The following is a 17,991-nucleotide window of genomic DNA, read 5'->3' as shown; positions in this document are numbered from 1 at the left end:
AACAGGTTATAGTTTTGCGGGCCCGGATGGCTACCGCCAGCGGTCGACACAAACGAGAACACGTTCTAGTCTAGGCTCCATGAGCGAGCAGGTGACCGCGGCGGTACGTGAGGTCCTGCCGGCGCTGCGCGAGCGGGCCCAGGAGGCCGAGGACCGCAGGCGGGTGCCGGACGAGTCGATCAAGGCGTTGCAGCTGGCCGGCGTGTTCAAGCTGCTACAGCCGGCCCGCTACGGCGGGCACGAGGCCGATCCGATCACGTTCTACGAGACGATCAGGGCCATCGCCGGCGCCTGTGGCTCGACCGGCTGGGTCAGCTCGGTGGTGGGCATCCACCCCTGGCAGCTGGGCCTGTTCCCGGACGAGGCGCAGCGCGAGGTCTGGGGCGACGACCCGGACAGCCGCATCTCCTCCTCCTACGCCCCGACCGGCCGGGCGAAGCTGGTCGACGGCGGCTACGAGCTGACCGGCCGCTGGAGCTTCTCCTCCGGCTGCGACCACGCGTCCTGGGTGTTCCTCGGCGGCGTGGTCACCGACGGAGACGGCAAGCAGGTCGACTTCTGCACGTTCCTGTTGCCGCGCAAGGACTACGTCATCGAAGACGTGTGGGACACGGTCGGCCTGCGCGGCACCGGCAGCAACGACGTCATCGTGGAGAAGGTGTACGTGCCCAGGCATCGGGCGCTGAGCTTCGCCGACACGTCGAAATGCGTGTGCCCGGGCCAGGAAGTGAACACCTCTCCGCTGTACAAGCTGCCCTTCGCCTCGCTGTTCTCGTACGCCATCACCACGCCGATCATCGGCATGGCCACCGGCGCCTACAACGCGCACGTCGAGCACATGGCGGCCCGGGTTCGCGTGTCCTACAAGGGAGAACGGTCCAACGAGGACCCGTTCGCCAAGGTGCGCATCGCCCACGCGGCCGGCGAGATCGACGCGGCCTGGTTGCAGCTCAAGTACAACATGACCGAGCTGATGGACCTGGCCAACCGCGGCGAGCGGATTCCGTTGCCGCTCAGGCTGAGGATCCGCCGCGACCAGGTGCGCGGCACCGGCCGCGCGATCGAGGCGATCGACCTGCTGTTCGAGAACTCCGGCGGCCGCGCGCTGCGCACCGGCACGCCGATCCAGCGCTTCTGGCGGGACGCGCACGCCGGCCGGGTGCACGCGATCAACGACCCCGAGCGGGCGCTGGCCATGTTCGGCAACGGCGAGTTCGGCATCCCGGTACAGGACGCCATGCTATGACGTACACCGAAAAAGCCGCGATCAAGCTGCACTTCCACGACGCCGGTGAGGGCAAACCCCTTGTCCTGCTGCACGGCGGCGGCCCCGGCGCCTCGGCCTTGAGCAACTTCGGCCGCAACATCCCGGTGTTCGCCAAGCACTTCCGGGTGATCGCACCGGACCAGCCGGGCTTCGGGCAGTCGGACAAGCCGACCGAGCACGGCCAGTACTTCACGCACAGCGCCGACGCACTCAAGGCGCTGCTGGACGAGCTCGACGTGGAAAAGGCCGACCTGCTGGGGAATTCCCTCGGCGGCGGCACCGCCGTGCGGTTCGCGCTGAAGTACCCCGACCGCGCCGGCCGGCTGGTGCTCATGGCCCCAGGCGGCCTTGGCCTCAACGTATTCGCGCCGGATCCGACCGAAGGCGTGAAGCGGCTCGGGGCCTTCGGCATGGCGCCGTCAAAGGAAGCGCTCAAGGCTTTCCTCAAAACCCTGGTGTACGACCAGAAACTCGTCACCGACGAGCTGGTCGACGAGCGGTTCGAGTACGCCAGCCAGCCGGAGTCGCTGAAAGCCATGGCGGCCATGGGCGCGTCCTTCTCCCGTCCGGACACCTTCGAGGAAGGCATGCTCTGGCGCGAGGCTTACCGCCTGCGCCAACGGGTTCTGCTCGTGTGGGGCCGTGAGGACCGGGTCAATCCCCTGGACGGGGCCCTGGTGGCGCTGAAACTGATCCGCCGCGCGCAGCTGCACGTGTTCGGCGGCTGCGGGCACTGGGCGCAGCTGGAGAAGTTCGACGAGTTCAACCGGCTCGCGATCGACTTCCTGAGCGAGGACTGAGATGGGCATCAGGTCACTGGGCTACCTGCGCATCGAGGCCACCGACATGGCCGCGTGGCGCGAGTACGGCCTCAAGGTGCTGGGCATGATCGAGGGCAAGGGCGCCAATCCCGAGGCCCTCTACCTGCGCATGGACGACTTCCCGGCCCGCCTGGTGATCTTCCCCGGCGAGCGGGACCGGCTGGCCCAGGCCGGCTGGGAGGTGGCCAACGAGGGCGAGCTGACCGAGATCGCCGCCGCGCTGGACGCCGCCGGTGTCGCCGTGGAGAAGGCCAGCGATGACGACCTCAGGGACCGCCGCGTCAACGGCCTGATCCGCTTCGACGACCCGTCCGGCAACACGCTGGAGGTCTTCCACGGCGCGGCGCTGGAGCACCGGCGCGTCGTCAGCCCGTACGGGCACACTTTCGTGACGGGCGAACAGGGTCTGGGCCACGTGGTGCTCAGCACCCGTGACGACGAGGAAGCCCTGCGCTTCTACCGGGACGTGCTCGGCTTCAAGCTCCGCGACTCGATGCGGCTGCCCCCGCAGCTGGTCGGCCGCCCGGCCGACGGCGCGCCGGCGTGGCTGCGGTTCTTCGGCTGCAACCCGCGGCACCACAGCCTGGCGTTTCTGCCGATGCCGACGCCGAGCGGCATCGTGCACCTGATGATCGAGGTCGGCAACGCCGACGACGTCGGACTGGCCATGGACCGCGCGGCCCGCCGCAAGGTGCCGCTGTCGGCCACGCTCGGCCGGCACGTCAACGACCTGATGCTGAGCTTCTACATGAAGACCCCGGGCGGCTTCGACGTCGAGTTCGGCACCGAGGGCCGGCAGGTCGAGGACGAGACGTGGATCGCCCGCGAGAGCACCGCGGTCAGCCTGTGGGGCCACGACTTCGGTGTGGGCAGCCGTTAGATGGACCGCTTCCGCTCGGTCCTCGGCCACTTCTGCACCGGTGTCACGGTCGTGACGACCGTCGCCGACGGCGTGCCGGTGGGCTTCGCCTGCCAGTCGTTCGCGGCGTTGTCGCTGGATCCGCCGCTGGTGCTGTTCTGCCCCGACCGGCGTTCCGGCACCTGGCCGGCGATCCGGGAGGCCGGCCTGTTCTGCGTGAACGTGCTGGCCGAGGACCAGCGGGAGGTGTCGCGGCTGTTCGGCACGCGCGGCGCCGACCGGTTCAGCGGCACCGGCTGGCGGCCGTCGCCGAACGGCTGCCCGGTGCTGGACGGCGTGCTGACCTGGATCGACTGCAAGGTCGAGGACGTGCACGATGCCGGCGATCATCACGTGGTCGTCGGCCGGGTCACTGAGCTGGGCGAATGCCGCGACGGCCAGCCGCTGCTGTTCTATCGCGGGGCCTACGCGGCCACCGACTCGCGCTACGAGGTCGACGGGGAACTGGACAATCTTCTCACCTGGTCACGGAGCGCGGACTGGCTGTAGCGATATATGTGGACGATTTCCCTCCGCTTCTGTACGTTGGTTGTAACAGGCAACTGTGACGACCTGGGGAGCGCGTCCGATGACCGAGATGCTTGAGACAGACCTGCCGTCCTTCCCGATGGCCCGCGAGTGCCCGATGCACCCGCCGGCCGAGTACCGGGAGATCCGCGCGCAGGAGCCGGTCAGCCGGGTCCGGATGCCCGACGGCACGATCGCGTGGCTGGTCACCGGCCACGAGCTGAGCCGCCAGCTGCTGGCCGACCCGAGGGTCAGCTCCGACCGGCTGCACCCGAACTTCCCGCTGGCGCTGACCACCGAGCAACGCAAGGCGTTCCAGGACAACAACCGGCTCAACTTCCGCAAGTCCATGATCGGCCTGGACGCGCCGGAGCACGGCGCCCACCGCAAGATGCTGATCAGCGAGTTCTCCGTGCGCCGCATCGCCTCGATGCGCCCGCGCATCCAGGAGATCGTCGACCAGTGCATCGACGACATGCTGGCCGCCGAGCAGCCGGCCGACCTGGTCGAGCACCTCTCGCTGGCGGTGCCGTCGCTCGTGATCTGCGAACTGCTCGGCGTGCCCTACGAGCAGCGGCACGGCTTCCACGAGTGGACCCGCAAGCTGATCAGCCGCAGCACCTCCGGCGCCGAGCGCCGCGAGGCCGCCGAGCTGCTCAACGACTTCCTCGGCGACCTGGTCACCCAGAAGGAGCAGGGCGAACCGACCGACGACGTGATCGGCCGGCTCATCGCGCGCAACCGCGAGACCCCGGTGATGACGCACGACGAGATCGTCGGCACCGCCATCCTGCTGCTGATCGCCGGTCACGAGACCACCGCGAACATGATCTCGCTCGGCACCGTGGCGCTGCTGGAGAACCCGGAGCAGAAGGCGCAGGTCGTGGCCGACTCGTCGCTGCTGCCGTCGGCGATCGAGGAGATGCTGCGCTACTTCACCATCGTGGAGAGCGCGACGGCCCGCGTGGCCACCGCCGACATCGAGCTCGGCGGCGTGACCATCCGCAAGGACCAGGGCGTCATCGTGTCCGGCCTGGCCGCCGACTGGGACTCCGACGTGTTCGAGAACCCGGAGCAGCTGGACTTCCACCGCGGCGCGCGGCACCACGTGGCCTTCGGCTACGGCGTGCACCAGTGCCTCGGGCAGAACCTGGCCCGGCTGGAACTCGAGATCGTCTTCGAGACGTTGTTCCGGCGGGTCCCGACGCTGGCGCTGGCCGTGCCGGCGGCCGATCTGCCGTACAAGGACGACGCCGGCATCTACGGTATCTACCGGGTTCCGGTGCATTTCTGAGGGAAGAGGCAACACATGCACATCACCGCGGACAGGGAGCGGTGCGTCGGCGCCGGCCAGTGCGTGCTGGCCGCGCCCGCCGTGTTCGACCAGGACGACGACGGCCTGGTGGCGCCGTTGACCATGGACCCGGAGGCGGGGGAGCAGGACAACGTCCGCCAGGCGGTCAACGTCTGCCCGTCGTCGGCCATCTGGATCGACAAGGAGTGACCACGGCCATCGGCCGGCTGGGCTAAATCACCGACTCGTGTCGTGATTACACCCGGTCGGCCGATGGAGTGCTGCCGTTGCGCGGTCGATCCCTGCACTCGTGTCCGACGACATCAGAGTCCGGGTGCTCGGCCCCGTCGAGATCGCCGGCCCGCACGGCGCGGTGACGCTGCGGGGCAGGGGGCACCGAACCCTGCTGGCCCGGCTCGCGCTGCGCCCCGGCCAGCCGGTCGCCTCGTCCGCGCTGATCGACGCGCTGTGGGACCAGGCCCCGCCGACCGCGCCCAAGACGCTGCGCAGCCACGTCGCGCACATGCGCCGCGACCTGCGGGCCAACGACGTGCTCAACATGATCGTCACTCGGGATCCCGGGTACCTGCTGCGCATTCCGCCGTTCTCGGTGGACGTCGTGCGCTTCGAGTCGTTGGCCCGGCGCGGGCATCAGGCGCTGTCGGCCGGTGATCATCGGGCCGCCGCCGACCAGCTTCAGGCCGCCCTGGCGTTGTGGCGTGGGGACGCGTTGGGCGATTGCCGTCAGGGCCAGTGGGTTCGGCAGGAGGCCGCCCGGTTGGGCGATGCCCGTCTGGACGCCCAGGAGGACTTGATCGGGGCCGAGTTGGCGCTGGGCCGGCATGGCGAGGTCCTCGGCGAGCTGGCTGGCCTGGTGGTCGCCCATCCGTTCCGGGAACGCTTGTGGGAGCAGCTGATGCTGGCCCTCTATCGTTCGGGTCGGCAGGCCGAGGCGTTGGCCACGTTCCGCCGGGCCCGGTCGACCTTGGTCGAGCAGTTGGGGGTGGAGCCCGGGACCCGGTTGCGGCGGCTTGAGAGCGCCATTCTGGCCGAGGAGCCCGTGCAGGAGCCGCCGGTGTCGGTGCAGACCTTGGGCGTCGGTCTGCCGGCCGAGTTGACGAGTTTTGTCGGCCGTGAGGAGGAGTTGGCCAAGCTCGGCGGCATGTTCGCCGGCGGTCGGCTGGTTTCCCTCGTCGGCACCGGCGGCGTGGGCAAGAGCCGGTTGGCGTTGCGTTGCGCCGGCCAGCTCGCCGCTTCCGTGCAGGGCGGTGTTCGTCTGGTCGAGCTCGCCGGTTTGGGTGACCGGGCTCTTGTGCCCCACGCCGTCGCCGAGGCGCTCGGCGTTCGCGACCAGTCCGGCCGGTCCCCCTTGGACGTGCTGATCGACGTGCTTCGGGACCAGGATGTGTTGGTGGTGCTGGACAATTGCGAGCACCTGTTGGAGGCGTGCGCCGATTTCGCCACGGCTCTGTTGCGGGGTTGTCCCCGGCTGATGATGTTGGTGACGAGCCGTCAGCCGTTGGGCGTCGAGGGCGAGCAGGTGTTGATCGTGCCTCCGATGCCCGTCGAGCACGCCGCCATGCGCTTGTTCGCCGAACGGGCTCGGGACGTGGTCATCGATTTCGAGGTGACCGCCGAGAATGTTCGCGTGGTGGAGAACGTGTGTCGTCGCCTTGACGGCATCCCGTTGGCCATCGAGTTGGCGACCTTGGTGTTGCGGACCCTGTCGCCGGCCCAGCTCTTGTCCCGTTTGGACGATCGTTTCGCTCTGCTCAGCGGTGCCCGCCGCGGCGTGATGGCCCGTCACCAGACCATTCGGGCCGCCGTGGAGTGGAGTTTCGAGCTCTGCACCCCCGCTGAACGCCTTCTGTGGAGCCAGCTTTCCGTGTTCGCCGGCAGTTTCGACCTGGAGGCCGTCGAGGAGGTGTGCGGCGGCGAGGACGTTCTGTCTTCGGTCGCCCGCCTCGTCGACAAGTCCGTCCTGTCTTCCCACGCCGCCGGCGGTGTTGTGCGGTACCGGTTGCTGGAAACCTTGCGTCAGTTCGGCGCCGAGCGGTTGTTGGCCGACGGCTTCACCGAAACCTTGCGGCGCCGGCATCTCGCGTGGTGTCAGCGTCTGGCGTCGTGGGGCGAGCGTGCTTGGTTCGGTCCTTCGCAGGCTTCCGTCTTCGCCCGTATCCACGCCGACCGCGCCAACATCCGCTCCGCTCTCGAGTTCGGCTTGGCCGCCGATCCCGGCGCCGGTCTCCAGCTGGCCGGCACCCTGTGGTTCTACTGGATCGGCTGCGGCGTTTCCACCGAGGGTCGGCGTTGGTTGGATGCTTTGCTGCGATTACCTTTTCGCGGCCCTGCCCGACACAAGGCATTGTGGGTCAACGGCTATGTCGCCACCCTCCAGGGCGATACCGTCGCCGCCATCGGCATGCTCGACGAGTGCCGCGCCCAGTCCGACGACCTCGTTGCCCTTGCCTATTCGACCTATGTCCGCGGCGCCGCGGCCATCTTCAACGACGACCTCCCTTCCGCGACGGCGCTCTTCGCCGAGGCCAACCGCCTCCTCACCGGTCTCGGTCAGCTCGACAGCAACGTCATCATGACCAAGGTCGGCCTGGCCATGACCGTCGCTTTCGCCGGCGACCTTCCTTCCACCGTCACCCTCGCCCAGGAGGCTCATGCCGTCGCCGAGCAGCACGGCGAGCAGTGGGCTCTCGCTTACGCCCATTACGTTCTCGGCTTCGCCGCTTGTCTCCAGGGCGCTTTCGGCCAGGCCGTCGCCCACGCCAAGCGTTGTCTGGGCATCAAGCAGACCTTCAACGACCTCCTCGGCATCGCCCTCTCCGTGGAGCTCCTCGCCCTCCTCGCCGCCATGTCCGGCGACCCCGACCGCGCCGCCCGCCTCCTCGGCGCCGTCGCCGCCATTTGGCCCCGTGTCGGCGTTCCCCTCTTCGGCTCCCAGAATTTCGCCGCCCCGCACGAGCAGTGCGAGCACCTCGCCCGCCAGGGCCTCGGCGACCGCGGCTACGACCTCGCCTTCGCCGCCGGTTCCCGCCTCTCCATCGACGAGGCCGTCACTCTGGGCCTGTCCTGACCCGTCTGGTCATGCGTGTGCGCCGCCGTCCACGCGAATCTCGGTTCCGGTGATGTGCCGGCCATCATCTGAAGCGACCATGGCCACCACTCCGGCGACCCGGTCGGCGGGGACCAGAGCGCCCCCGGTCAGCAGGGAGAGGTTGCGGGCCAACAGCATGATGTCGGCCCCCTCGGGCAACGTCTCCCCGACGCGAGGCGGCATGCCGGTGTCGATGCCGGCGGGCTGGATGGTGACGGCGCGAAGGCCCTGGTGGGCGTACTCGGCGGCGACGGCGCGGGTGAAAGCCTGCACGCCGCCCTTGGTGGCGGCGTAAGCGGACAAGTAGGGGTGGGTGAAGGAACCGGCGGTGGAGCCGATGGTGACGACGACGCCGTTGCCGGTCTCGACGAGCGAGGGCAGAGCGGCGCGGGTGACCAGGAACAGGCCGGTGAGGTTGACGGCGATGATCCGGTCCCAAAGGTCCAAAGGCGTGGAATGGGTGTGGGCGGCGTGGAGCACGGCGGCGTTGTTGACGAGCACGTCGAGCCCGCCGAGGTGGTCGAGGGCGGAGCTGACGAAATCGGACACCGAGGATTCCGAGGAAACGTCGCCTACGAGGGTGTGCACGTCGCCGAGGCGAGCGGTCTCGGACAGACCGTCGGGGTCTACGTCGACGGCGACGACCTGGGCGCCCTCGGAAGCCAGGCGTAGTGCCACGGCGCGGCCGATGCCGCGGCCGCCGCCGGTGACCAGAACGCGACGTCCGTCGAATCGTTTCACCAAGAGACCTGATCATGGGCCACGCGCGGCAGGCAATGAGCCAAGGGGTTTTCGGCGGCAGCTGCCCTCTGGCGCAGATTTCTACCACCTGGTAGAAATCGAAGCACGGTCATCGACGCGAAGGAGCTGGGGATGGGCGAGCTTTCCGTGCAGCTGTACTCGGTCCGGGACAAGTTCGCCGAGAACCCGGCGGCGGTGCTGGCGCGGCTGGCGCAGATCGGTTTCACCAACGTGGAGCCGTACGGGGTGTTGGAGAACGTCGAGACGTTGCGTAATGGTCTATCGGAGAACGGCCTGTCGGCGCCGACGGCGCATGCCCGGCTGATCGGGGCGGACCAGGCGGCGGTGTTCGCGGCGGCGGCCGAACTCGCCATCGACGTGGTGATCGACCCGATGGTGCGAGCCGAACACTGGCAGCACGCCGACGACATCGCCAAGACGGCCGACGCGTTGAACGCGGCGGCGAAGCTGGCCGGTGAGCACGGGGTCCGCGTCGGCTACCACAACCACTGGTGGGAGCTGGAATCCCGGATCGACGGGCGCAGCGCGTTCGAGGTGTTCGCGGACCAGCTGGACCCGGCGCTGGTGCTGGAGGTCGACACGTACTGGGCGACGGCGGGCGGGGAGAACGCGCCGGCCCTGCTGCAAAGGCTCGGCGACCGCGTGCGGGCGATCCACGTGAAGGACGGCGGCCTCAACACCGACGCGACGGGCCAGGTGCCGGCGGGTCAAGGCGAGGTGCCGGTGGCGGAGGTGCTGGCGGCGGCGCCGCAGGCGCTGAGGGTGGTGGAGTTCGACCAGTACGACGGCGACATCTACGAGGGGATCACGGCCAGCCGCGCCTTCGTGCTCGGACTGGAGCCGTGACGGGCCCGATGGGCGTCGGCCTGATCGGGGCCGGCGTCATCAGCGACACCTACCTGACCAACCTCACCAGCTTCCCCGACCTGCAAGTGCGGTTCGTCGCCGACATCGACACGGCCCGTGCCGCCGCCCAGGCCGGCAAGTTCAACGTCCCGCGCTCGGGCACGGTCACGGAACTGCTGGCCGACCCCGAGATCGAGCTGGTCGTCAACCTGACGGTGCCCACGGCGCACGTCGACGTCGGCCTGGCGGCGCTGGAGTCCGGCAAGCACGTGTGGGCCGAGAAGCCGCTGGCCATGGACCGCCAGACCGGCCGCAAGCTCCTCGACCGGGCGCGCGAACGCGGTCTGCGGGTGGCCAGTGCGCCGGACACGGTGCTCGGGGCCGGCCTGCAGACGGCCCGCCGGGCGGTCGACGCGGGCATGATCGGCACGCCGCTGTCGGCGCTGGCCCTGTTCCAGATGCCGGGACCCGAGATCTGGCATCCCTCGCCGGAATTCCTCTACCAGCCCGGCGCGGGCCCGCTGCTGGACATGGGCCCGTACTACCTGACCACGTTGATCAACCTCTTCGGCCCGATCCGCCGGGTCACGGCGGCCGGCACCCGGTCCCGCGACCGGCGGGTGATCGCCAGCGGTCCCAAGGCGGGCACGGAGTTCCCGGTCGGCGTGCCGACCAACGTGACGACGCTGATCGAGTTCGAACGCGGCGGCTCGGCCCAGGCGGTGTTCAGCTTCGATTCGCAGCTGGTCCGCCGCGGGCAGCTGGAGATCACCGGCAGCAGCGGCACGGCGGTGCTGCCCGATCCCAACACGTTCGTCGGCAGCACCACGCTCCATCTCGGGGACGAGCCGCAAGAGCTTGCCGCGCAAGGACATTCGGCCGAGCGCGGCACGGGGGCGCTCGAGCTGGCCCGCGCGATCCGGGCCGGCGTGCCGGAACGGGCCTCGGGCGAGCTGGCCTATCACGTCCTCGACGCGCTGCTCGCCGCCGAGGAGTCGATCACCCTCGGGCATGCCGTCGAAGTGGCCAGCACGGTGGAGATTCCGCCGGCCCTGCCCGAGGACTGGGATCCGCACGCCGCGACGTTCTGACGGACCGCGTCCGCTGCCCGTTCGGTCTGCTGTGGACGGTCGCCGAGTACGGTCGAAGCATGACCCAGCACGTGGTTTCGGTCGCCGGCGGCCAGGTCGGCGGGGCGCGCACGGCCGACGGTGTCCTCTCGTTCCGCGGCATCCCGTACGCCCTGGCCCCGACCGGCCTCGGTAGGTTCCAAGCGCCACAACCGCCACGAGCATGGGACGGCGTGCGTGACGCGACGGCGTTCGGGCCGATCCCGCCGCAGCCGGACACGCCGTTTCCCGGCATCCCGACCTGGCGTCCGGGCGACGGCGACGACATCCTCACGGTCGACGTGGCCAGGCCCGAGCAACCGAACACCGGGCTGCCGGTGCTGGTCTGGATCTACGGCGGCAGCTACACCAACGGCTGTGCCGACATGTACGACCCGGCCGCCCTGGTCCGGGCTGGCCTGGTCGTCGTGACGTTCAACTACCGCGTCGGCTTCGACGGCTTCGGCCACGTGCCCGGCGCGCCGGACAACCGCGGGCTGCTTGACCAGATCGCCGCGCTGGAATGGGTGCGGGACAACATCTCCGCGTTCGGCGGCGATCCCGGCAACGTCACGGTCGCCGGGCAGTCCTCGGGCGGCGGCTCGGTCGTCACGCTGGCGGCGATGCCCGCCGCCGACGGCCTGTTCCGCCGCGGCATCGCCCACAGCGTGCCCAGCGAGTACTTCGCCCCGAGCATGGCCGAGGTCTTCGGCCGCCAGGTCGCCGAGGCCGCGGGCGTCCCGTACGACATCGACGCCCTGGCCAACACCGACCCCGCCCGTATGATCGACGCCGCCAACGCCGTGCTCGGCAGCTACCGCGACAAGCCCGGTCTGCGCCGGCAGGTCCCGACCCTGTTCAGCCCCGTGGTCGACGGTGACATGCTGCCCACGACGCCGCTCGACGCCGTCGGCAACGTCGATCTGTTGCTGTGCCACACCATCGACGAGTTCCGGCTGTTCAGCGTGACCGGCGGCGTGCCGGCCGTCAGCACCGACGCCGAGCTGGCCGCCCTCGCCGCCGACGTCGGACTGACCCCGAACGACCTCGCCCACTTCAAGGCGACCGCGCCCGGGGCGTCCGTCCCGGACCTGCACGCGATGCTGCTGACCGACTTCTTCTTCGGCGAGTACGCCATACGCCTGGCCGAGGCCGCCGGTGGCCGCGCCTTTCTGGCCCGCTTCGCCTGGCGCAGCCCGGCTTTCGGCGGCGCGCTGGGCGCGTGCCACGCCGCCGACCTGCCGTTCACCTTCGGCGACCTCAAGCCCGGCGGCCCCTTCCAGGACCTGCTGATCGGCGGCACCGCCACCGCCGAGGACTGGGCCCTGGCCGGCCGCATGGTCGACGCGTGGGCCTCGTTCGCCGCCAACGGCGACCCCGGCTGGCCGCCGGTTACCGCGGCTTCTACGCCGGTGCGGATCTGGGACCGCACCGACCGCCTGATCACCGACCCCGGCCCGGCCGTCGGCCGCCGCGCCGTGTGGGCCGGCGTCGACTACCCGCCGGTCGAATTGCTCAGTCCAGCGGCACCGTGAGCAGCGACTGGAGGTAGAACCGCAGGGAGCCGACCAGGTCGATCTGGTCGGGGGTGGTGAGCCACTGCACCTGGAGGCCGTCCATCAGGGCGATGAAGGCGACGGTGGCCTGCTCGGGGTCGACGCCGGTTCGCAGGTCGCCACGCTCGGACAACACCCGGAAGGAGTCCCGCACGCCGGCCCGGGCCTCGTCGTAGTGCTTGCGGAAGTAGTTGTGGGCCGGGTGGTCGGGGGCGACGGCCTCGGCGGCCAGGCGCGTGTAGAGGTCGACGATGCCGGGGTGGCGGACGTTGTGCGAGGCCAGCGCCAGGTAGTGGCGCAGGACCTCGAGGCCGGGCGGGGAGGCGAGCTGCTCACGCTCGGCGTCCTCGGCGTCGCGGCGCTCGAGGACGGCCGCCAAAAGGGCCTCCTTGGTGGGGAAGTAGTACAGCAGGCCGGCGTGGGAGATGCCGACGCGCTTGGCGATCTCCCGCAGCGACGCCCCGTGGTAGCCGACCTCGCCGTACACGACGGCCGCCGCCGAGATGATGTCCTCCCGGCGGATCCGGCCCTTCAGGTAGCCCCCGGTGTCGACGGCGCGCATGAATCCATCATGCCGCAGCGGCAAAAGCACAAGCGGCGTGATAGAACGAACATACCGCTTGTGCGAACGCACGGCAAGGTGGAAACATCCTATGGGTGCGTGGAGCAGAGCGGCAGCGGGTGATCGTCGAGCGGCTGAAGAGCACCGCTCAGGTGACGGTGGCCGAGCTCGCCATGGTGACGGGCGCGTCGGAGATGACGGTACGGCGCGACCTCGACGTCCTGGCGGCGCACGGCGTGCTGCGCCGGGTGCACGGCGGCGCGGTGCCGGCGACGCCGTCCGGAGTGGAGCCGCCGTTCGCGGCGCGCGCGGTGTCGGCCATCCAGGCCAAGCAGGCGATCGCCGAGGCCACGGTGGAGTTGATCCGCGACGGCGAGACGGTCGTGCTGGACAGCGGCACCACGGCGCTGGAAGTGGCCCGCCGGCTGCGCGACCGGGCGGTGACGGTGCTGCCGCTCTCGCTGCATGCCGTGACCGAACTCCTTGACGCCCCAAGGGTTCGGCTGCTGATCCCGGGCGGAGAGCCGCGCCGGGGCGAGCTGGCCATGGTCGGTCCGCTGACCCTGAACTCGTTGAAACAGCTGCGATTCGACGTCGCCGTGGTGAGCCCCTGCGCGTTCAGCCTCGACTCCGGGCTCACCGCGTTCGACCTGGACGACGCGGAGGTCAAGCAGCAGGCCATCGCGGTGTCCGGGCGCACGCTCGCGCTGGTCGACGGCGCGAAATGGGATCGCGCCGCACTGGCCCACGTCTGTGCCGCCGATCGCCCCGACGTCGTCGTCACCGACCCGACCGCACCCGAGGACCAGCGCCAGGCGCTGGCTGACCGCGGCGTGCTGGTGCACGTTAGCCCCGATTTTGATTGACGAGGAGAACGCATGACCTCGCCCCCGAGGGCCGCCCGGGCCGCGACCTTCCTGATCTTCGGCCTGAACGGCTTCGGCCTCGGCATGTGGCTGGTGCACCTGCCGAACGTCGAGCGGGACATCGGCGTCCCGCACAGCGTGCTGGGCCTGCTGCTGCTGGTGCTGGGCGGTTCCGCCCTGATCGGCATGCAGGTCCTGGGTCCGTTGGTGGACAGGGTCGGTCCCCGCCGGCTGACCCCGGCCGCCGCCGCGGCGTTCGGCCTGTCGCTGACCGTGGTCGGCTGGCTGCCCTCGTGGTGGTCGCTCGGCCTGATGCTGATCGTGATGGGTTTCGCCAACGGCGGCCTCGACGTGGCCATGAACGCCCATGCCGTGGTGGTGGAACGGGGTTACCCGCGACCGATCATGGCCGCGTTCCACGCCATGTGGTCGATCGGCGGCGCTTTCGCGGCCGGGATCGGCTCGGTCGTGCTCAACGCCGCCGTGCCGACCGGCATCACGCTGACCGCCGTCGGCCTGTTCGTCGCCGCGCTGTCCCTGGTCGCCGGGCGGTTCACCATCGACGCCGACCACCACCAGCAACAGCACGAGGAAAGCTTTGTCACGGAGGCGAAGCCGGCCCCGAAGGGGCTGGTCTGGATCCTCGGTTTCCTGGCGCTGGCGCTGATGCTGTCCGAGGGCGTGGCCAACGACTGGGCGACGCTGGAGCTCAAGGGCATCCTCAACGCCTCGGCCGGCGTGGCCCCGCTCGGCTACGGCGCGTTCGCGGTGGCCATGACCGTCGGCCGGTTCGCCACCGACCGGGTCGCGGCGAAGATCGGCGCGACCCGGATCGTCCGCTACGGCGCGGCAATCGCCGCGATCGGCCTGACGATCGTGACGGTGTCGCCGTGGATCTGGTTGGCGCTGGTGGGGTACGCGCTGTTCGGCATCGGGTTGGCCGGCGGCGTGCCGCAGCTGTTCACCGCCGCCGGCAACCTCGACCACCGCTCGGCCGGCGCCCTGATGGCCAGGGTCGTCGGCCTCGGCTACGTCGGTCTGCTGGCCGGGCCGGCCGTCATCGGCGGCCTGACCCGGTTCATGCCGCTCAACGTGGCCTTCGCCGTGCCGATCGTGCTGTGCGTGCTGACCGTGGTGTTCGCCTCCGCGCTCAATCCCCGTGAGGACAGCGAACTCGTCGGTCAGCGGCCGATGCGGAACGTGTAGTCCAGCCGGTGCCAGCCGTCCGCCGTCACCTCACGGCCGGCGGGCGGCTCGCCCTCGGCCTTCGGGAAGTCCACGATCAGCCCGTTCTTGACGCCGAACACCGTGTCGGAGTCCATGTACGCGCCGCCCTTCACGAACAGCTGGGTGACCAGCGTGTGGTAGTGCGGGGCCATGATCATGAAGTGCACGTGCGGGGCCCGGTAGGGATGCCGTGCGGTGCCGCCCAGCATCTGCCCGACCGGGCCGTCCTCCGGCACCGGGTACTCGTGCGGCAGCGTCGTCCAGAACGTCAGCCTGCCCTCGTCGTCGGCGACGAACCGGGCCCGCAGCACCGGACCGTCCACTTCGGCCAGTTGCACGTCGTAGAAGCCGTCCTTGTTGGCCTGCCACACATCCACCACCGCGCCCGGCACCGGCTTGCCCTCGGTGTCGATGATCTCGGTGGACACCCACAGCGGCTCGCCGTCCAGTCCGCCGGAGATGTCGGCGCCGTGCTCCATGGCCGGCGGACCCTCCACATAGAACGGTCCGAGCACCGCGGACGGCGTGGTCAGCGGGCTGCGCGAGTTGGTCAGCGCGTCGACGATGCTGGACACGCCGAGCGTGTCCGACAGCAGCACGAACTCCTTGCGCTTGTCATCGCTGATCTGCCCGGTCCTGGTGAGGAAGTCGATGGCGAACAGCCACTCGTCCTCGGTCAGGTCGTTGTGCACGGCGAAGTGGTGCAGGTGCTGGACCAGGTCGGTGATCAGCTGCTTGAGCCGCGGGTCGGGGGTGTTGTCGAAGCTGGCCAACACCTGCGCGGTCAGCGCGCTCAGAGTGGGCGCGCCGTCCGGCCGGGTGCCGGCCCACGCCGCGTGCAGCACCGACGCCGGCTCAATACCGTCCAAAGAGGACTCAGGCAGGCCCAGCTCGCGGAGCGAGGTCGGGCCGCCGAGCTCGGTCACCAGGTCGAACACGGCCGCCGCGGCGTCCGGCACATCCAGCGCCTCGGCAACCTTCGCCAGTGCCTCCGGCGACTCCTTTTCCTTGTACGCCATGACCTGCGGCAGCATCACCGTGTGGGTCTCGGCGTGCGGCAGGTCGAACTGGCCGCCGAGCTGGTGGCACAGCTTGTGGTGCAGGCCCATGCTGACCGAGGCCAGGCAGCTGCCGGCCAGCCAGGCCGATTCCAGCAGCTCGGCCCGTGCGTCCACATCGGACGGATCGGCCACGATCAGGGGCAGCGAGTGTGTGATGCCACGGATCGCCTGTACGGCAATGGCATCGACGACCGGGTTGGCCTCCGGTGCGTACAGCGCCTCGACCGCGTGGGCCATGGCGTTGATCGAGCTGGTCACCGTGGTCGGCACCGGCAGGTCCAGCGTCAGGTCCACGTCGTAGATCACGGTCTCCGGCAGGACGTCCGGCGAACGGCGGGTGGTCTTCTGGCCGTTCTCGGTCTCGCCCAGGATCGGCGTCACCTCGGAACCGGAGTACGTGGTGGGCAGGATCACCTGCGGCACACCGGTTCGCGCCGCCAGGGCCTTGGCCAGCCCGGTGGCCGAGCCGCCGCCGACCGCGACCACGCAGTCCGCGGCGGCCGACGTCAACACGTCCAGCGCCTGCGCGGTCACCTCGACGGGAGTGTGCATGCGCGCCCCGTCGAACCGTGCGACGACCAGATCACCCAGCGCCGCGGCGACCTTCTCACCGTGCCGCGGCCGGGCCAGCAGCAGCACCCGGGAACCGCCCAGCCGCCGCACCTCCTCGGCGGCCTGCGCCACCGTGCCGGCGCCGAAGACGACCCGGGTGGGGCTGGGGGAGTGCACGAAACCGCGCGTCATGGCTCAGCCTCGGATCTGGTCGTGCAGCGCGGTCAGCAGCTCGCGCAGCAGGTTGATGGTCATCTCGTCGGTGATGTTGCCGCCGTCGTCGAACCGCTGCGCCGCGCCGAACAGCATCAGCTCCGGCTTCACGACCACGTGTGAGTGCGTCCACAGGAACACCTGGCGCAGCGCCAGCTGCGCGCGCACCGTGCCGAACTGGCTCGGCGACGCGCCCATGATGGCGATGTGCTTGTGCCGCAGCACCGAGCTCGCCGCCGGGCGGGAGGCCCAGTCCAGCAGGTTCTTCAGCCCGCCGGGGATGGAGTAGTTGTACTCCGGGGTGGCGATGAGCAGGCCGTCCGCGTCGGCGATGGCCAGCCGCAGCCGGGCGACCGACTCGGGCAGGTTCTCGTCGGTGTCCAGGTCGCCGTTGTACAGCGGCAGGTCGTTCATGCCCTCGTACAGGGTGATGTCGAGGCCGGCCGGCGCGTGCTTCTGGGCGTTGCGCACCAGGGCCGTGTTGAACGAGCCGGCGCGCAGGCTGCCGGAGATCGCCAGGATGTTCAGATCGCTCACAGTGTCCATTTCACCGTTGAATCAGGACCGGTGCCAGTCGCATCTCGACATGAACCCATTCGGAAAGTTTCGGTATTCCAGGTCACTCCCTTGCCGCGCGCACCAGCCAGCACGGCAATTCCGGCCACTGAGTGGCAGAACGGCCGACCGCGTCGAAGAAGGCAACCATGGTCGCGCCGTTCGCGATCAACGTGCCCTCGGTGAAGTCGGTGATGGTCCACCCGTTGTCGGACAACGGCTTCCGAACATCCTGTTCGGACTGGGGGAACGGCGCCGGCAGGCCGTCGCGGACCTGGTCGGAGAACGTCAGCAGGTGCAGGATCGCGCCCGGTCTGGTGGCGCGGCGCAGTGCGTGCAGATGGCGGATTCGGTCGGTGCCGTCCAGACAGTGAAAGAGAGCACAGCTCAGCACGGTGTCGAAACGGGCAGCGTAACCGGCGAGATCGGTCGCGTCGGCCACGGCGAAATGCACGCCGTTGTCCGGAAAGCGTTGGGCGGCCTGGGCGATCACGGTCGGGCTGCTGTCGATGGCGGTCACTTCGTGCCCCTGGCCGGCCACGAACGCCGCGTTGTCGCCCAGCCCGCAGCCGACGTCGAGCACCTCGCCGTGGAAGTCGAGGCCGGCCAGCACCGGCTGCGGCCGGCCGATGTCCCAGGGGATGCCGTTGTGCCTGAGGCCGGGGGCGAGCGGTTCGCCCTGGTAGAAGGCGTCGAAGTCGTGGCTCATGGGTCCCAGTCTGCGACGCCGCCGGTGGGCTCGCCTACCGTGGTGGCGTATTCCGG

At 70.0% G+C, this 17,991-nt stretch carries 17 protein-coding genes; 12 read left to right on the top strand and 5 right to left on the bottom strand.

What is annotated here, in order from left to right:
* Positions 1-79: 79 nt before the first annotated feature.
* The 7 genes from hsaA (at position 80) to M3Q35_RS18630 (ending at position 7,896) form a co-directional block, all read left to right on the top strand.
* Positions 80-1,246, top strand: coding sequence for a 3-hydroxy-9,10-secoandrosta-1,3,5(10)-triene-9,17-dione monooxygenase oxygenase subunit (gene hsaA / locus M3Q35_RS18660; protein WP_273943155.1), 1,167 nt, complete (start codon positions 80-82; stop codon positions 1,244-1,246).
* Positions 1,243-2,067, top strand: coding sequence for a 4,5:9,10-diseco-3-hydroxy-5,9,17-trioxoandrosta-1(10),2-diene-4-oate hydrolase (gene hsaD, locus M3Q35_RS18655; protein ID WP_273943153.1), 825 nt, complete (start codon positions 1,243-1,245; stop codon positions 2,065-2,067). Before hsaA ends, hsaD begins: the two co-directional genes overlap by 4 nt.
* Before the next feature lies 1 nt (position 2,068).
* Positions 2,069-2,968: an iron-dependent extradiol dioxygenase HsaC gene (gene hsaC / locus M3Q35_RS18650; RefSeq protein WP_273943151.1), complete on the top strand. Its 900-nt coding sequence runs from the start codon at positions 2,069-2,071 to the stop codon at positions 2,966-2,968.
* Positions 2,969-3,496 (top strand): 3-hydroxy-9,10-secoandrosta-1,3,5(10)-triene-9,17-dione monooxygenase reductase subunit, encoded by a 528-nt coding sequence (gene hsaB, locus M3Q35_RS18645; RefSeq protein WP_273943150.1) that lies wholly within the window; start codon positions 2,969-2,971, stop codon positions 3,494-3,496.
* A 79-nt stretch (positions 3,497-3,575) separates the two neighbouring features.
* Positions 3,576-4,808, top strand: coding sequence for a cytochrome P450 (locus M3Q35_RS18640; protein ID WP_273943149.1), 1,233 nt, complete (start codon positions 3,576-3,578; stop codon positions 4,806-4,808).
* Positions 4,809-4,823: 15 nt separating this feature from the next.
* Positions 4,824-5,018 carry a ferredoxin gene (locus M3Q35_RS18635; RefSeq protein WP_273943148.1) on the top strand — a complete coding sequence of 65 codons (195 nt, stop codon included), beginning with the start codon at positions 4,824-4,826 and terminating at the stop codon, positions 5,016-5,018.
* 100 nt (positions 5,019-5,118) lie between these two features.
* Positions 5,119-7,896: an AfsR/SARP family transcriptional regulator gene (locus M3Q35_RS18630; RefSeq protein WP_273943147.1), complete on the top strand. Its 2,778-nt coding sequence runs from the start codon at positions 5,119-5,121 to the stop codon at positions 7,894-7,896.
* Between the two features lie 9 nt (positions 7,897-7,905).
* Here the strand turns inward: M3Q35_RS18630 and M3Q35_RS18625 are convergent, their stop codons facing one another.
* Positions 7,906-8,658 (bottom strand): SDR family NAD(P)-dependent oxidoreductase, encoded by a 753-nt coding sequence (locus M3Q35_RS18625; protein ID WP_273943146.1) that lies wholly within the window; start codon positions 8,656-8,658, stop codon positions 7,906-7,908.
* A 132-nt stretch (positions 8,659-8,790) separates the two neighbouring features.
* Between M3Q35_RS18625 and M3Q35_RS18620 the strand changes: the two genes are divergently transcribed.
* Genes M3Q35_RS18620 through M3Q35_RS18610 form a run of 3 tightly spaced genes read left to right on the top strand, consistent with a single transcriptional unit; the run spans position 8,791 to position 12,169 of the window.
* On the top strand, positions 8,791-9,525 hold the full coding sequence (locus tag M3Q35_RS18620) for a sugar phosphate isomerase/epimerase family protein (RefSeq protein ID WP_273943145.1): 735 nt from the start codon (positions 8,791-8,793) through the stop codon (positions 9,523-9,525).
* Positions 9,522-10,616, top strand: a complete 1,095-nt coding sequence (locus M3Q35_RS18615) for a Gfo/Idh/MocA family protein (protein ID WP_273943144.1) — start codon at positions 9,522-9,524, stop codon at positions 10,614-10,616. Before M3Q35_RS18620 ends, M3Q35_RS18615 begins: the two co-directional genes overlap by 4 nt.
* Positions 10,617-10,675: 59 nt before the next feature.
* Positions 10,676-12,169 (top strand): carboxylesterase/lipase family protein, encoded by a 1,494-nt coding sequence (locus M3Q35_RS18610; RefSeq protein WP_273943142.1) that lies wholly within the window; start codon positions 10,676-10,678, stop codon positions 12,167-12,169.
* On the opposite strand, the gene M3Q35_RS18605 is transcribed toward M3Q35_RS18610, so the two are convergent.
* Complete coding sequence (locus M3Q35_RS18605) at positions 12,150-12,752, bottom strand: TetR/AcrR family transcriptional regulator (protein WP_273943141.1); 603 nt, start codon at positions 12,750-12,752, stop codon at positions 12,150-12,152. The two genes, M3Q35_RS18610 and M3Q35_RS18605, sit on opposite strands and share 20 nt — an antisense overlap.
* 95 nt (positions 12,753-12,847) lie before the next feature.
* Here M3Q35_RS18605 and M3Q35_RS18600 point away from each other — a divergent pair, with 95 nt between their 5' ends.
* Together M3Q35_RS18600 and M3Q35_RS18595 are read left to right on the top strand one after the other, a co-directional pair.
* On the top strand, positions 12,848-13,618 hold the full coding sequence (locus tag M3Q35_RS18600; RefSeq protein WP_273943140.1) for a DeoR/GlpR family DNA-binding transcription regulator: 771 nt from the start codon (positions 12,848-12,850) through the stop codon (positions 13,616-13,618).
* A 12-nt stretch (positions 13,619-13,630) separates the two neighbouring features.
* A complete protein-coding gene (locus tag M3Q35_RS18595) occupies positions 13,631-14,824 on the top strand; it encodes an MFS transporter (protein WP_273943139.1) in 1,194 nt (397 codons plus the stop codon).
* Here the strand turns inward: M3Q35_RS18595 and M3Q35_RS18590 are convergent.
* From M3Q35_RS18590 to M3Q35_RS18580, 3 genes are all read right to left on the bottom strand, one after another.
* Positions 14,800-16,650 carry a maleylacetate reductase and hydroxyquinol 1,2-dioxygenase domain-containing protein gene (locus M3Q35_RS18590; protein WP_273943138.1) on the bottom strand — a complete coding sequence of 617 codons (1,851 nt, stop codon included), beginning with the start codon at positions 16,648-16,650 and terminating at the stop codon, positions 14,800-14,802. The two genes, M3Q35_RS18595 and M3Q35_RS18590, sit on opposite strands and share 25 nt — an antisense overlap.
* A 3-nt stretch (positions 16,651-16,653) precedes the next feature.
* Positions 16,654-17,217: an NADPH-dependent FMN reductase gene (locus M3Q35_RS18585; RefSeq protein ID WP_273943137.1), complete on the bottom strand. Its 564-nt coding sequence runs from the start codon at positions 17,215-17,217 to the stop codon at positions 16,654-16,656.
* 73 nt (positions 17,218-17,290) lie between these two features.
* Positions 17,291-17,935 (bottom strand): class I SAM-dependent methyltransferase, encoded by a 645-nt coding sequence (locus M3Q35_RS18580; protein WP_273943136.1) that lies wholly within the window; start codon positions 17,933-17,935, stop codon positions 17,291-17,293.
* Positions 17,936-17,991 lie beyond the last annotated feature (56 nt).

The sequence above is a fragment of the Kutzneria chonburiensis genome (assembly GCF_028622115.1).
Classification (GTDB): Bacteria; Actinomycetota; Actinomycetes; order Mycobacteriales; family Pseudonocardiaceae; genus Kutzneria; species Kutzneria chonburiensis.
The sequence above is the reverse complement of the archived record's forward strand: the minus strand, read 5'-3'. Positions and strand labels throughout refer to the sequence as shown.